Origin of the sequence: Vibrio sinaloensis (genome assembly GCF_023195835.1) — a bacterium.
Taxonomy (GTDB): Bacteria; Pseudomonadota; Gammaproteobacteria; order Enterobacterales; family Vibrionaceae; genus Vibrio; species Vibrio sinaloensis_C.
The window spans coordinates 341,436-356,217 of record NZ_CP096200.1 but is presented as its reverse complement, the minus strand read 5'-3'; the positions used below and the strand labels follow the sequence as shown (position 1 = coordinate 356,217).

Annotated in this window: 13 protein-coding genes; 7 read left to right on the top strand and 6 right to left on the bottom strand. The window is 48.3% G+C overall.

Annotated elements, in window-relative coordinates:
* Positions 1 to 68 precede the first annotated feature (68 nt).
* Complete coding sequence (gene yegD / locus MTO69_RS15170) at positions 69 to 1,421, bottom strand: molecular chaperone (protein ID WP_248335236.1); 1,353 nt, start codon at positions 1,419 to 1,421, stop codon at positions 69 to 71.
* Between the two features lie 257 nt (positions 1,422 to 1,678).
* On the opposite strand from yegD, the gene MTO69_RS15165 reads away from it, so the two are divergent.
* A complete protein-coding gene (locus MTO69_RS15165) occupies positions 1,679 to 2,659 on the top strand; it encodes a rhodanese-related sulfurtransferase (RefSeq protein WP_248335235.1) in 981 nt (326 codons plus the stop codon).
* Between the two features lie 118 nt (positions 2,660 to 2,777).
* On the opposite strand, the gene MTO69_RS15160 is transcribed toward MTO69_RS15165, so the two are convergent.
* The 3 genes from MTO69_RS15160 to MTO69_RS15150 all read right to left on the bottom strand — a co-directional run bounded on the left by MTO69_RS15160 (position 2,778) and on the right by MTO69_RS15150 (position 6,182).
* Positions 2,778 to 3,086, bottom strand: coding sequence for a hypothetical protein (locus MTO69_RS15160; protein ID WP_248335234.1), 309 nt, complete (start codon positions 3,084 to 3,086; stop codon positions 2,778 to 2,780).
* Between the two features lie 15 nt (positions 3,087 to 3,101).
* Positions 3,102 to 3,794 (bottom strand): hypothetical protein, encoded by a 693-nt coding sequence (locus MTO69_RS15155; protein WP_248335233.1) that lies wholly within the window; start codon positions 3,792 to 3,794, stop codon positions 3,102 to 3,104.
* Between the two features lie 387 nt (positions 3,795 to 4,181).
* The gene (locus tag MTO69_RS15150; RefSeq protein WP_248335232.1) at positions 4,182 to 6,182 is read right to left on the bottom strand and encodes an acetoacetate--CoA ligase; all 2,001 of its coding nucleotides are present in this window, start codon (positions 6,180 to 6,182) and stop codon (positions 4,182 to 4,184) included.
* Between the two features lie 225 nt (positions 6,183 to 6,407).
* On the opposite strand from MTO69_RS15150, the gene phhA reads away from it, so the two are divergent.
* Positions 6,408 to 7,199 carry a phenylalanine 4-monooxygenase gene (gene phhA, locus MTO69_RS15145; RefSeq protein ID WP_248335231.1) on the top strand — a complete coding sequence of 264 codons (792 nt, stop codon included), beginning with the start codon at positions 6,408 to 6,410 and terminating at the stop codon, positions 7,197 to 7,199.
* Positions 7,192 to 7,521 (top strand): 4a-hydroxytetrahydrobiopterin dehydratase, encoded by a 330-nt coding sequence (locus tag MTO69_RS15140; RefSeq protein WP_248335230.1) that lies wholly within the window; start codon positions 7,192 to 7,194, stop codon positions 7,519 to 7,521. Before phhA ends, MTO69_RS15140 begins: the two co-directional genes overlap by 8 nt.
* Before the next feature lie 46 nt (positions 7,522 to 7,567).
* Here the strand turns inward: MTO69_RS15140 and MTO69_RS15135 are convergent, their stop codons facing one another.
* Both MTO69_RS15135 and MTO69_RS15130 read right to left on the bottom strand, forming a co-directional pair.
* Positions 7,568 to 9,898: a putative bifunctional diguanylate cyclase/phosphodiesterase gene (locus MTO69_RS15135; protein WP_248335229.1), complete on the bottom strand. Its 2,331-nt coding sequence runs from the start codon at positions 9,896 to 9,898 to the stop codon at positions 7,568 to 7,570.
* A gap of 87 nt (positions 9,899 to 9,985) precedes the next feature.
* Positions 9,986 to 10,543, bottom strand: a complete 558-nt coding sequence (locus MTO69_RS15130) for a hypothetical protein (protein ID WP_248335228.1) — start codon at positions 10,541 to 10,543, stop codon at positions 9,986 to 9,988.
* 55 nt (positions 10,544 to 10,598) lie between these two features.
* Here MTO69_RS15130 and MTO69_RS15125 point away from each other — a divergent pair, with 55 nt between their 5' ends.
* From MTO69_RS15125 to secF, 4 genes are all read left to right on the top strand, one after another.
* Positions 10,599 to 11,267, top strand: coding sequence for a hypothetical protein (locus MTO69_RS15125; RefSeq protein WP_248335227.1), 669 nt, complete (start codon positions 10,599 to 10,601; stop codon positions 11,265 to 11,267).
* Between the two features lie 104 nt (positions 11,268 to 11,371).
* Complete coding sequence (locus MTO69_RS15120; protein ID WP_248335670.1) at positions 11,372 to 11,851, top strand: hypothetical protein; 480 nt, start codon at positions 11,372 to 11,374, stop codon at positions 11,849 to 11,851.
* A 77-nt stretch (positions 11,852 to 11,928) separates the two neighbouring features.
* Positions 11,929 to 13,776 (top strand): protein translocase subunit SecD, encoded by a 1,848-nt coding sequence (secD, locus tag MTO69_RS15115; RefSeq protein WP_248335642.1) that lies wholly within the window; start codon positions 11,929 to 11,931, stop codon positions 13,774 to 13,776.
* Positions 13,777 to 13,779: 3 nt separating this feature from the next.
* Entirely contained in the window at positions 13,780 to 14,682 is a 903-nt protein-coding gene (gene secF, locus MTO69_RS15110; RefSeq protein ID WP_248335226.1) for a protein translocase subunit SecF, read from the top strand.
* Positions 14,683 to 14,782: the final 100 nt, after the last annotated feature.

The window sequence follows — 14,782 nt, the reverse complement described above, 5'->3', positions numbered from 1 at the left end:
TTTTGCGATTGAGTTTAGTTGCAGCAGTAGTTAAACGCTGCTCTACGGTTAGGTAGTAGGACTGTCGATTATCTAAAACAGACGTCTGCCCAGCGGGCTAATCCCGCTGTAACCGAGCCAAAGTAGTTACCGCTAACCACATCAATGCTCGGCAGTATTTCTTGAACTGCGCCGCGCAGAATCGGTGAGCGTGCTGAACCGCCAGTCATGAAAATCGCGTCGGGTTTCACGCCGCCTTGCTCTACCGCTTCTTTGACCAATTCTGCCATTTTCTGTTTTGGTGTCTCTATCGCTTCGATCATGTCCTCAAAGCGGATATCCACTTCGAGCTGTTCAGACAGCAGTTGAATCACACCGTGATAGTGGGCGTGATCGGAAAGCGTAATCTTGGCTTGTTCTGCTTGACGTACAAGGCGGTAGCCTAGTGTCTCATGGAATACTTCCAATAGACGGGCGAGTTTTTCAGGCTCTTGCGCTTCCTTCTTGAGCTGTTTTAGCGTCGCCAAATTTGAACGAGAGTAAAAATCCGCTTGGGCATCGACACTGTTAATTGCAATCGGGTTCCAGAATTGGATGGTTGGCATAACGATATTTGCGGTGGTTTTACTGCCAAGACCAAATGGCGTCATCAGCTTTTTAAACGCGAGGGCGATATCGAGATCGTTGCCCCCAACACGCTGACCACTGTGCGCTAACAAACTTTGTGTTCTGTCTGCTTTACCACGCCAGCTTGGTCCCATTTCGATCAGTGAGCAGTCTGTGGTACCGCCGCCTATGTCGACCACCAGTACGGTTTTGTTGTCGTTTAACGAGGCTTCGTACTCAAGACCTGCAGCGACCGGTTCAAATTGAAACTCAACGTGTTTGAAGCCTGCGCGTGTTGCTGCCTTAAGCAAGATACTTTCGGCTTGTCGATTTGCGGCTTCGCTGTCGCGGCCATGGAAATTTACCGGTCGACCGATCACGGTCTCTGTGATGGTTTGCTGCGCATCCGCTTCGGCGTTTCGTTTGATGTTATCCATCATGGCGCAAACGAGATCTTCAAAGAAGCTGACTTGAACGTCACGCAGTCCAGAAGCCCCTAAGAACGACTTTGGCGACTTAACGTAGTAACTCTCGCTGGGATCTTGCAGGTAGTGATCCAGCGCAGCTTGGCCAAACGCGACCTCTTCGGCAATAAACTCTATGCCTTCTTCTCGGTTGATGTTGATCGCGCGTCGAAGCACCTGTTCACCCACATTGTCGATGGGTTTAATATTGCGGTGTTTAAATAGATACTCAGCCACCGCTTCGCGGCCGGGCGCGGAGAGGGTAGAAGGAATGTATACGCTGTCGCCCTCGAGTTTGAGCAGCTTTGGCTCTCCTTGCTCCATCATTGCAACTGAGCAATTTGCCGTCCCGTAGTCAAAGCCAATAAACATTCGTACCTCCCACCATTGAAAAAAGGTCGGCAATGCTAACTTAATGCAAAAATGAATGCTACTTTTTGGCTTGCACTATTCAAAATCAGTCGGATAGTGTCAAAAGGCAAGACCCGGCTCATATCTGTTTCCTCTCCAGTCTTCCCGCTTTTATCCCCAAAAACTGTCCGTATTTGTCGTGGGTACTCTTCGCTATACTTCGCGCAATTTTACAAAAAGCTCTGGATTTACGCTCCAGTTCGCTAAAAGGAAAAAACATGACAGATTACGTAGTATGCGCACTGTACAAGTTTGTGCGTCTTGAAGATTATGTTGAACTTCGTGAGCCGCTCAAGGCCTTGATGGAGAAGCATGAGGTCCGTGGTACGCTCTTGCTAGCCAATGAAGGGATCAACGGTACCGTCGCCGCTCGCCGCGAAGGCATTGATGCGCTTCTTGCCTGGTTTAAACAAGACCCTCGCCTTGCAGACATTGTGTACAAAGAGTCGTTCGATGCAAACCAACCCTTTAACCGCACTAAAGTTAAGCTCAAGAAAGAGATTGTAACCTTAGGTGTGGAGGGGATTGACCCGCGTCACGTGGTCGGCACATATGTAAAGCCGACTGAGTGGAACGAGCTTATTTCTGATCCTGAAGTGTTCGTGGTCGATACACGCAATGATTATGAAATCGAAATTGGGACATTCAAAAACGCCGTTAACCCAAAAACTGAGACTTTTCGTGAGTTCCCAGAGTACGTTGCGGAAAACATGGATCCTACCAAGCACAAAAAAGTGGCGATGTTCTGCACCGGCGGGATCCGCTGTGAAAAGTCTACCGCGTATATGAAGGAACAGGGCTTTGAAGAGGTGTATCACCTAGAGGGCGGCATTCTTAAATACCTTGAAGAAGTGCCTGAAGAAGAGAGTTTGTGGCAAGGCGATTGCTATGTCTTTGATGGTCGTGTGGCGGTCAACCATCAGCTAGAAAAAAGCGGCTACGAGATGTGTAATGCCTGCCGCCTGCCGATCACTGAAGAAGACATGGCGTCAGACGCGTATGAAAAAGGCGTCAGCTGCCCTAAATGTATAGACAAGCATACCGATGAACAAAAAGCTCGCTTTCGTGAGCGTGAAAAGCAAGTCCAGCTTGCGAAGCAACGAGGTGAGACCCATGTCGGTGGTGAAGCGGATCAAGTTATCGCTCAGCGCAGACAAGAAAAGCTTGCCCGAAAAGAGCAGCAAAGAAAGTCAAAATAGTTTCGCACCGTTTTGTCGTCAATAGATACAAAGAAATGCAGTTGAAGGCTAGTTTGGATTGATATATCAAACTAGCTTCAAACTGCATCTCTCACTTGCTTATAGACAGCTTAGATGTTTAGTCAGTGAGCGCATCAAATACGATAGCGTCTTCTACCACTTCACTTTCGTACTCATCTTCGATAGCGTCTACAACAATTGCGTCGCCGATCGCTTCGTCACATTCAGCATCTTGATAAGCGCCGTCAATCACAGCGGCACCAGAGCCGATTGCTGCACCTGTTTGTGCGTCACCAGCAATCGCGCCAACAACGCCACCCACAACCGCGCCTTCTACAGCATCAGTAATGGCGTTACCCGACTCACAAAGCGCATAAGCGTTGGCGGACAAGATAACTGCGGAACAGATCAGTATTTTTTTCAACATCTTCAGCTACCTTAATTAGAAGTTTAATACTACGCCGACTTTGCCGTAAGTGTTACGCTTGTCATTCTGGTGGCTACCTTCATTACCCGCTTCAAAGTAAGGAACAAAGCCGCCTGCGATGTTGTTAAATGTTAAACGTGCTTCTACGTTGTAGACTGTGTCTTTACCGCCTTTAGCTGTGTCGACACTGTTGGCATCATTTTCATGCATACCAACTAGCTTAGTGTTGAAGTATACGTTCTCAAACTGTTTGCCTGCTGCTAGGTCAAAGCGCGTGATGTCACTTTTCTTACCACCCATCTCTTTCGCCGCTAGGTCTTTACGTAGACGCAATGAAGTATCAAACATATCCATTACGTTAGTACCTGCGGTGATACCAAACTTGTTGACATCAGAACCCATGTCGCTAACGCCGTTAGCATCAACGCGAGAGCGGTTATCAACATACTCGTACTCACCTTTTACAAAGAAGTTTTCGAAGTTGTGTGTGTAGTTAAGGTTGTACTCTTTAACTTTAGTGTCATTACGCTTAGCCGATACGCCGAAGCCCTCGTAACCAGCAAATAGTTTCACGCCAGTACCTTTGTCCTCAACCTGATCTGCTGAGAACTTGTTATCGATTTCTAGGCCGCCTGTTAGCTCAGTCGCCTGAACTGAAGCAACAGCAAAGATAGAAGATAGTGCAAGTAGAGTGATTTTCTTGTTCATTTCAATATACCTATTTCAATTGTGTCAGCGGGGGTGCTTGACTGTGGTACGAACTTTAACAACTAAAAAAACAGTGTTGAAAATAGGTAGTATTTGAATTTTTAATAGGTCAGGGCGTTTTGTCAGGGGAATGACAAATATGTCTAAAAAACGCAGTGTTATGTCACCTTGAGGTAAAAACACCCAGCATCCTATATGGGAAAAAAGATTTGAATGTGGCCGAGTACCAACAATGTTTGTTGGTTTAGATAACCAAAGCGGGAAAAACAATGGAGGCAGGTGATTTAACTTTGTTTGCAGACAAAAGAGAGCCAGCCATTACGCATAGAGTATGCGGGAGAGTACAAGCGGGCTTTCAACTCCAGAAAGCCCACAAATGATGGCTATCTAACTGACAGGTAGCTGATGATACTGAGCGATCTCATTGAGTGCTTGCGGATTGGCAATCGCGCCTAAGTTTTGCACCTCCTGACCATGTAGCACTTGTTTTGCTGCGAGTTCGACTAACTTACCTGACTTAGTCTTGGGAATGTCACTGATCGCGTAGATCTCAGCCGGAACGTGGCGAGGTGAGCATTGCTGGCGAAGTGTTTGGCGAATGGTTTGCTTAAGCTCATCATCTAGAATGTGATTGGCGGCCAACTGGACAAACAGCACCACTTTTTCATCCCCTTCAACCCGACGAGCGACGGCAATCGAGTCTTGAATCGGATTCAATCGGTTCACCTGCTGATAGATTTCCGCAGTGCCGATACGAACGCCGCCCGGGTTTAGTGTCGCATCGCTACGCCCGTAGAAGACCATACCACCGCGCGAGGTTAACTCAACGTCGTCACCATGGTGCCAAGCATTTGGGTATCTATCCCAGTAGGCGTTGTGATAGCGTTCGCCGTCATCGTGCCAAAAGCCAAGCGGCTGATTGGGGAAACTGTTGCGACAAACCAGCTCACCACGCTGATTAACAACCTCCTGACCACTGGCATCAAACACCGCGACGTCCATGCCCAGTCCCGCCCCTTGGCATTCTCCGCGATACACGGGTGAGATAGGATTGCCAATCACAAAGCAGCCACAGATGTCGGTGCCACCAGAGATCGAGGCGAGATGCACGTCGACTTTGATTGATGAATAAACAAAATCGTACTGCTCAGGATAGAGCACTGAGCCGGTAGAGCAGAGGGTTCTTAGGCTGTGCAATGAGTAGCAACTGCTTGGATTAAACTCGCTCTTTTGCAGCGCTTCAAGATACTTGGCCGAGGTGCCAAACAGGGTAACATTTGCCTCCTGCGCCAACTGCCATAGCGCATTTGGATTTGGGTACATTGGGCTGCCATCAAAAATCACTAGGGTCGCGCCGCTGGCCAGTGCTGACACGTGCCAATTCCACATCATCCAGCCACAGGTGGTGTAATAGAAGACGCGGTCTTTGGGCTGAATATCGCAGTGAAGCTGATGCTCTTTAAGATGGTTTAATACCGTACCGCCAACGGAGTGAACGATACATTTTGGCTTGCCTGTGGTCCCAGAGGAATAGAGGACAAACAGAGGATCGTTAAAGCCAATACGCTCAAAGTTGATGCCTCGAGGTAAGAAACTGGCGAGAATTGACTCCCAATCCGAGAAGGCTTCACTGTGATCTTCATGCGATAAACTCGATTGTAGATAGTTGATTTGACAGGTATTGACTAGGCTTGGCAGCGCATCGGAGATCTGACGATTTTTCTCCTCCATGTGGAAGGTTTTGCCATTAAAGTCGTAACCATTACAGCAAAACAACACTTTGGGGTGAACCTGTCCAAAGCGCTCGATGACACTTTCTACGCCAAAGTCGGGTGACGTGGAGGTCCATATCGCGCCCAAGCTGGTGGCCGCGAGCATCGCGATAACGGTTTCTGGCATATGCGGTAGGTAACCCGCGACCACATCCCCTTTCTCTACCCCGTTGTGTTTTAACCACTGCTGCATAATTGACACTTGGTCACACAAGTCTTGCCAAGAGAGCTGACGATTTTGTCCGCGCTCATTCTTGAACCAGATGGCGATGTCATCCGGGGCCTGAAACGAGTATGCGAGCAGGTTTTCAGCGTAGTTGAGCTGAGATTGAGGGAACCAGATAGTGTCTCGGCTCGGATTGAACGTGCCCCACTTGGCCAAGCCCTCGCCTAAGATGCAGTCGCCTTTGTAGCCGATGACGTCACAAAATTGCCAGATTTCTAGCCAAAAATCCTTTTTATAATCGATAGACCAGCGGTGCAAGTCCGCATAGGTTTCGATTACATCACCCTGAATATTAATGTGTTTTATGAATTGGCTTAGGTTTGATGACTCAATTCTCTCACTACTTGGCACCCAAATCGGGGCGGAGGAATTTGGCTCTGGGTTGGTCATGACATCCTCGTCTTATCATTCTCCGTTATAGCAATAAGCTTTGATGAAATAGTGGTCAAAGTCAAACTTATCCAGTGACAACAGATGGCTGAAAAATAAGAGAAAAGCTGTCAAATGTAAAAAAAATGTTACACCAAGACAAGGGGGCGGAGTGCGTCGGTTAAATTGTCAGCACTATCACATGGCGATAGGCTAAATGTGAAGGAATTGTTAACGGAGCTAGGTATGGCGCAATATCATTCAAAACCCGTCAATGAACAAGGACTGGTTGACTGGAGTGTCGAGGAAGATCGAGTATGGCGCGATTTGGTCAAACGGCAGTTGAGCCTAGTTGAAAAACGCGCGTGTAAAGAGTATCTCGCAGGTTTACGAATGCTTGATTTGCCGCTTGAGCGCGCCCCGCAAATTGTCGATATCAACAAAGTGCTGGCAAGCGCGACGGGGTGGCAGGTCGAGCCTGTGCCTGCGCTGATCAACTTTGATCGATTTTTCGCTTTGTTAGCGGAGAAAAAGTTTCCCGTGGCAACGTTTTTGCGCAGTCGCGAAGAGTTCGATTATCTCCAGGAGCCGGATTTTTTCCATGAGATTTTTGGTCACTGTGCCATGCTGACTAATCCAGAGTTTGCCAAGTTTACCCAGACGTACGGTCAACTAGGACGAGAGGCCAGCGACAAAGAGCGTGTGTATTTGGCGCGTCTTTACTGGTTTACGGTCGAGTTTGGCTTAGTCAAAGAGGGCGATGAAACCAAAATTTATGGCGGTGGGATCCTCTCTTCACCAGGAGAAACGCTTTACGCACTTGACGACCCAGCAGCAAAGCGCGAGGTGTTTGATATTCACACCGTGTTAAGAACCCCGTATCGCATTGATATTATGCAGCCAGAGTATTTCGTGCTTGATGATATTCAGCAGTTGTACAAACTCAGCCAAATGGACTTAATGTTCCATGTTAAACAGGCGATGAAAGCTGGCCTGCTACCCCCATTATTTGAACCAAAGGAAGTGACTCATGCTTGATGAATTACGCTGTGAAGCTTGTACTAGCAGTGCGGTAGCGTTAGGTGCCGAAGAGAGACGATTACTGCTCACCGAACTTGATGGATGGCAGCTACTTGAACGCGATGGTATACCGCAACTGGAAAAGGTGTATACATTTAAAAACTATAAGTTGGCTTGGGCGTTTGCTAACAAAGTGTCGCAATTGGCAGAAGATGAGTTTCACCACCCATCAATCTTGCTTGAGTGGGGCAAAGTCACCGTGACTTGGTGGAGTCATTCGATTAAAGGCCTGCATCAAAATGACTTCATTTGCGCAGCCAAGTGTGACCGGCTCGATTAAGCTAAATACTCTGTTTTTTTCTAAAGCCTGTCGATGACAGGCTTTTTTACGCGCTTTGTCGATGAGGGACAGTGTTAAGTAACTGCTCGATTTGACACACGGTGACGGGCTTAGATTTAAGGTAGCCTTGAACGTAGTTGCAATGATGATGGGTGAGAAAAGCAAGCTGCTCGGGCGTTTCGACGCCTTCTGCAACCACAGCGCGGTCGATGGTATGTGCCATATTAATGATCGCTTGGCAAAGGTTATCGGCATTGCGCTGGCCAAGGGCGATACGACTGACGAAACTTCGGTCTACTTTGATCACGTCTACAGGGTAGTCATTGAGCACCGACAGTGATGAAAACCCAGTGCCGAAGTCATCCATATACAAGGTTACGCCGAGCGCTTTGATTCTGGCTAACTGCTGAGCGCTGCATTCATCGCTGAGTAGCATCGACTCTGTGATTTCTACGCCGATTAAGTGAGCAGGAAAGTCGTAATGATCGAGCAGCGACTGCAGTGTCAGATAGATGTGCTCAGATTCAAACTGCTTGGCTGACACATTGATGTTAAAACGCGGCACGCCATGACCTTGGCGTGTGTGCCAAAGTCGTTGCAGTGTTTTACAGCACTCATTCGCTACCCAGTCGCCAATCGCAATGATCAAGCCGGTCTCCTCGGCAATCGGGATGAAGTCTTGTGGTGAGATGGGCCCTAATTTGGGGTGCTTCCAACGAATCAGAGACTCAAACCCGACCACTTGATCACTTTGGCAATGATAAATGGGCTGATAGACCAAGGACAGTTGCTTGAGCGCCATGGCACTGGCGAGCTCTTGTTCTAAGGTGAAACGTCGTTTGGCCTGATGAAACATTTTCTCATGAAAAAAGGCCACTTTATCGTGGGTTGAACTTTTGGCTTGATACATGGCGGTATCGGCTTCGCGCAATATTTGAGTCAGGCTTTGATTGGCATTGGTGACTATCGTCACGCCGATACTGGCCCCAACATGGCACTGTTGATTGTTCACCAGGTACGGTTGGCTCAGCACGTGAGAATAGCGTTGGCAAATTGCCTCAAGCGCACTGTTTGAAATCAGGTTGGGCAGGCAGATCACAAATTCATCGCCGCCAAAACGAAAACTGAGGTCGTTGTCGCGGCAGTGATCGCTGATCCGCTGTGCGACTTGCTTGAGCAGCGTGTCACCATGAAGGTGGCCCATGGAATCATTGATCACTTTGAATCGGTCAAGGTCAATAAACATCACCGAAAAACCGATAGAACGCCCCAGTTTTAACTGTTGAAGCTGGTGGTCCACCGCTTGGCTTAGTGCTGTGCGATTATTGAGATCAGTCAGGTCGTCTTTGATCGCTTGCTGCGCTAAGCTACGCGTTTTCTCTTCTATTACCTGGTCGGAAACTTTCAGTCGCAACGAATAAAAATTGGCAGCCATGGTGGCAAAAATGGTGAGCAGTAGAATTAGCATCACCGACGCGCTGCCGTAGATGAGCGTACTGCCGGTGCGGTCGACAGTGGTAATGGTCACTTGCCATTGTTGATTAAACAGCGGCACGTTAAATGTTCGGCTGGCACTCAGTTGCCGTTCGGTGATGGGGGTATGGGTGAGTTGTGTATTGAGGTGAGAGCCAAAAATTAACTGGTTGTATGGCCGAGTAAACACCTCAATTCGCGTAGAGTCGGAGTTGATCTCTTGCTGCCAGATTTGGCCAAGCAAAGGTTCGAGTTTGAGTTTGGCAGCCACTACGCCATCGAACTGTCCGTCAAGATTGAACTTACTCAGCACCAACATGACTTCGCTGCTTGACTGGGCATTGAGTTTAGCAACCTCCACCTGTTGGCTGCTGAGCGCTCGAGATAGGGCATTGACGATGTGGGCGTTGCTCTCAAGTCTAAGCCCTAGCATATCGCTACCTTCAAACGGGGACGAGAGATAGAGCACCGGCAAAGTATGAGTGGGCAAAAACCATGGCCGAGCAGAGCGTTGGTCAATGGGAGGCATCACTTGATAGCCCAATAAGCCCTGCTGCTTGGCTTGATACTCAAACGCGCTTAACTGGTTGAGCTCAACCTTTGGCGCCCATAGTACCGATGGAATCGCGTGGTCATAACTGACTTGCTCACTGAAATAGGCTTCAAACTGGTTTTGGCTTGGGCGGTTTGCATTATCGAGATAAGCACGAGTCGCGTAAAGCAAGCGCTCGATACTGGTTAACGTTTGAAACAGCTTCTGTACTTGATTGTTAAGCTGGCTATGTAAATGGCCTTCAAGTTTTTGCGTCTCGTAGTGGTGGACGGTGATGTAGCTGGTCGCCGCCAGACTTAAGCCAATGAACCAAATTAAAAAAGTATGCGGAAGTGAAAGCGCGAGTTTCAATGTGTAAACAGTTAATAGTGACCAATGATGAACTCATCGTAATGATAATTGCTTTAATTGCAAATGATAATTGATATCAATTTGTTTCTATTGTCGGCGAGCGTTTTCTAGAGCGCGGACTTCATTTTGATAGCGCTGCTGTAAAGTGGTCAGCTTTTCGTCCAGTTGGTGAATCTGCTCAATCAGCGCCTTGTTGTTCTGAGCGTAGTTCCAACTGGTGATGGTATTACTTTGATTATCTATTTTTTTACAGTGCTGAGATATCTGCAGCCAGCGCTGCTGTAAACTTACAGCACGCCCGAGCAGCGGGTTGAGCTGCGCTCGTTCTTGCGCGATGTTTTGCACTACCGCTTGTGAGGCTGCAATTTGACCTTGCAGACTTTTCAGCAACGTCTGTTTGTTACTTTGCCAGAAACTGCGTATCTCATTTGGACTAAACTCTTGATAAAGGAAAGGCTGGGCTTGATGAAAGCTGAGCAGTTGATTAAAGCGCTCCGCATGTTGGTTGTATTGCGTATCGAGTGATTGCTGAAGTGTGAGCGCACGGTTCCACGTTTTGGCGTCGCAGTGTGCCGCGCCGGATGGAAAAGGTAAAGTGATCAGAACTGCTGCCGTTATAGTATGAAGAACTCTGTGCCATTTCATTACGGTGGTTGTCTCGCTTGTCACTGTTTAAGTATAGGAAAAGATTCAGACAAATATGAAAAAGGTCATTATGGCAGTGTTACTGTTACTCGGTATAGCCTGTGCCGGTGGCGGTTATTACATCTTTTACTACAAGCCTCAACAAGACGCCTTAGCGATGCAACAAGCCGAGGAAGAAGAGCCCGTGGTCCCTTTACCCATTGTCAAAGATGAGCCAGAGCCCGCTCCTGAGCCACCGAAAACCGACTACTACGTCAACCCAGATAAGCTGGGCGTGCGCGAGGCTCCTGATTACGATGCCTTTATTGAGAGCGTGGTTTACCGAGGCGACAAGCTGCATATTCTTGAAAAGAAAGACGGTTGGGGACGAATTTCTGCTTACTTTGTTTACGAAGAGGGCGGACCCGAAGTCGCTGAGTGGGTGCCAATGGACGCCTTGCTCGAAGTGCCGCCAACTATCACCAAAGAAGAGCGGGTGGAGACCCTGAGTGAATACATTGAAAGCTCGGATGACTTCAAGCAGCACTTTGAGATGTTTATTAAGACCACCGACCAACTGCTCAAAGACGGCACCTGTACGCCGCTGGATTTTGAAGAAACCAAAGGTTGGATTCGCTCGGTCACTTTCAGTGAGCAAGATGCGTATTTTGTCTATTGTGGTGGATTGAAGCAGGCCAATAAAATTTATCTTGATGTGCGCACCGGCCAGGTGTTTTACCGTTAAGCCGAAGCCCACCAAAGCTGCAATATAAGCTTTTAGAAGTTTTTAGTTGTTTGCCTACATGCTTAGATCTACTATCGCGAAGACTTCTCGTATTTGGCTGAACAATGTTTCAACGGCTTACTTCATCACTATGGCTTTTTTTGTTTGTGCTGGCTTTGCCAGTGCAGGCTTTTGGCTATTTGTTGCAGGCCGAAACTCAAGCCTCAGCGCGATTACAGCTTGATCTCGAAACGCTTCCTGCATACTCGCAGCACGATAGCGACCTGTTGTTTGAGCAGATCAAGCAGACAACCAAACCTAATCCCAGTACCCACTCACACAACGTTCAAGATTGGCTCGCCAACCTTCATAGTTATCGTTGGTTAAACACGACCCGTTTCGCCGATGAGGGCGAGTCGAACTCGAGTCTCGACTTACCTCAGGTTGAACCGACGGCACTGCCACTTTTTCGCCTGTATCAACCTGCGGCGCAGCCAAGTGGCGCTCACTTTTCTCAACGTTTTTCTTCTCATCGCATTGCTGGCTGGAAAGAGTCGAATGCGCTCTATGTTGCTTTAAATAGTCAGTTCCATCTTGTTTCTTAACCGAATTTACTTTGGCTAAGGCCATCTTTTGATCTCTTAAGCGAGATGACTCTCGCTGAGCACAGTTAATGAATATGATGAACAAAAAACCGATAAAACGGGCGGCATCAGCGCGCCTGATGAACCACTATTCTGCTTGGAAGTACGTGGTCTTGATTGCAACAGTGGTCATGCTGACACTCAGCGCCGTTCCAACCTGGTACGGAGAAAAACCTTCTATCCAAGTGACGTTGTCACAAGGCCAGGCAAATCCTGTCCTATCACATCCTGGGGAGCTCCATCGCTATCTGTCTCAACGTGGCATTAGCGCAACCCAGATTGACCAAGTTGGTGCGCAGACGACCTTAGTGTTTGACGATGAAACTGAGCAAACCAAGGCGAGACAAGCGCTAGATACACTGCTTGGAAAACAAGACACCATTAACTTCTCCTACGTTTCAGTCTCACCTAACTGGTTGTCTGAACTAGGATTTAGTCCAATAAAACTCGGGCTAGATTTACGTGGCGGGGTGCAGTTCTTGCTCAACGTTGATATTGACAAGGCGTTTGAAGATCAGCGCAACAGCTTAATTGAAGAGACTCGCGATTATCTAAGGCAAGAGCGAGTCAGGGGCGTTCAGGTTTCGACATCGGGTAGTGAAGCGTTTGAAGTTAAGGCCAATAACGGCGAGATACTGAATCAGGTTAATCAATATCTGGGACAAAACTATCCTGGATGGGAAGTCAAACGTCACTCAGACTTCTTAGCCGTCAAGCCTACTGCGGAGAATAAGAGTGAGTTCCAGCGCGTCACGCTGCAGCAAAACCTTAAAATCATGCGCGATCGAATCGAGGAGCTTGGGATTACCGAAGCCTTGGTGCAAAGACAAGGCGAGCACAGCATTCGCATTGAGCTGCCAGGGGTGCAAGATCCTTCGCTGGCGAAGAATGTCATCGGTGCGACAGCAAGTCTGGCATTTCATCAAGCTCGCACGGCATCTGATGCCGCCGCCTATGGCGATGTGGTACTGAAAAACAATGACGGAATGGATGTGACGCTCGCTAAGCGCCCGGTCCTTACCGGTGAGCACATTATCAATGCCCGCGCGGGCATCGATAAGATGGGCTTGTCTGAGGTCAATATCTCGCTCGACCATGCTGGTGGCAAGATCATGAGTGAGTTCTCGGCAAGCCACATTGGCAAGCCGATGGCGACGGTTTATCGCGAGTATACAACTAATTCAATGGGCGAGACCGAGCGTAGCGAACGAGTGATCAGTGTCGCCACCATTCAGTCGCAGTTAGGCAGCCAATTTCGCATTACTGGCGCAGGTTCAATGGAAGAGGCTCAGAATCTGGCGCTGCTGCTGCGAGCGGGTTCGCTAACCGCGCCAGTGACCATTGTTGAAGAGCGCACCATCGGGGCTTCCTTAGGGGCGGAGAATATCGAAAACGGCTTTGCCGCATTGGCTTTAGGCATGGCATTGACTCTAACATTTATGGCGCTCTGGTACCGCAGATTAGGATGGGTCGCCAACACGGCTCTATTGATCAACATGGCCTGTTTACTCGGCTTAATCGCATTGCTTCCTGGTGCCGTGCTCACTTTGCCTGGTATTGCAGGCTTGGTGTTAACGGTGGGGATGGCGGTCGACACCAATGTTCTCATATTTGAACGAATTAAAGACAAACTAGCGGAAGGGCGCACCTTCGCTCAGGCTATTGATTTGGGCTTTAACAGTGCGCTTAGCACCATTTTGGATGCCAACATTACCACGATGATCACCGCCGTGGTGCTCTATTCGATCGGTAATGGTCCGATTCAAGGCTTTGCTCTCACACTGGGTTTGGGTTTGTTAACCAGTATGTTCAGCGGAGTCTTCGCATCACGCGCGATGATCAACTTAATTTGGGGACGCGATGCGCGTCGCGATGTAAGGGTTTAGGTTATGGTTGAGTTCTTTAAACAACGTATTCGACGTATTCGCTATGTCACCAGTTTTGTGTCTTTGGCGCTCATGCTGATCTCTCTGTTGGCAATGAGTGTCAACGGGCTTAATCTTGGCCTCGATTTTACAGGGGGCATGGTCTCTGAGGTGGCCGTTGACCCATCGCTGACTCATTCACAACTGCTCGACACACTTGAACCACAACTGGGTGAGTTTACCAATGTGACTCACTCAGATCAGCAAGGGCGCTGGGTTATTCGTTATCCGGTGCCGCAATCAAGTGATGACATTGTCGATCTTAAGCCACTACTTTCGCCAATATCCCATCAGGTTGATGTGATCAGCAGTAGTATGGTGGGATCTCAGGTGGGACAAGACTTAGTCGACCAAGGTGGCCTGGCGCTCATGGTTTCGATGTTGTCGATTTTGGCCTATCTCTGCGTGCGCTTTGAATGGCGTTTGGCTAGCGGCTCATTGCTGGCCTTGATCCATGATGTGGTATTAGTTCTTGGCTTTTTTGCCGCGACGCAGATGGAGTTCAACCTGACTGTGTTTGCTGCCATACTTGCGATTCTTGGTTATTCGCTCAACGACTCGATCATTATTGCCGATAGAATTCGAGAGCTGCTTATCGCAAAACAATCATTAACCACTGAAGAGATTGACGATCAAGCGGTGATAGCCACATTTTCGCGCACTATGGTCACCTCTGGTACAACTTTGATGACGGTCTCTGCATTGTGGATTCTCGGAGGAAGTGCGTTGCAAGGGTTTGCGGTGGCGATGTTTATCGGCATCTTGTCCGGCACTTGGTCATCGATTTCAATTGGTACTGTGTTGCCAGAGTGGCTAAAACTCGAACCTAAACACTATTTACCCGTTGAGATAGACGACGCGCCATAACAAAAGCAAACAGTATAAATATCTGAACGCTCAATTATCGCGATGAGTATTAACAGAAAAGCCCCAAACATGTCTGTTTGGGGCTTGAATTACACTGTGA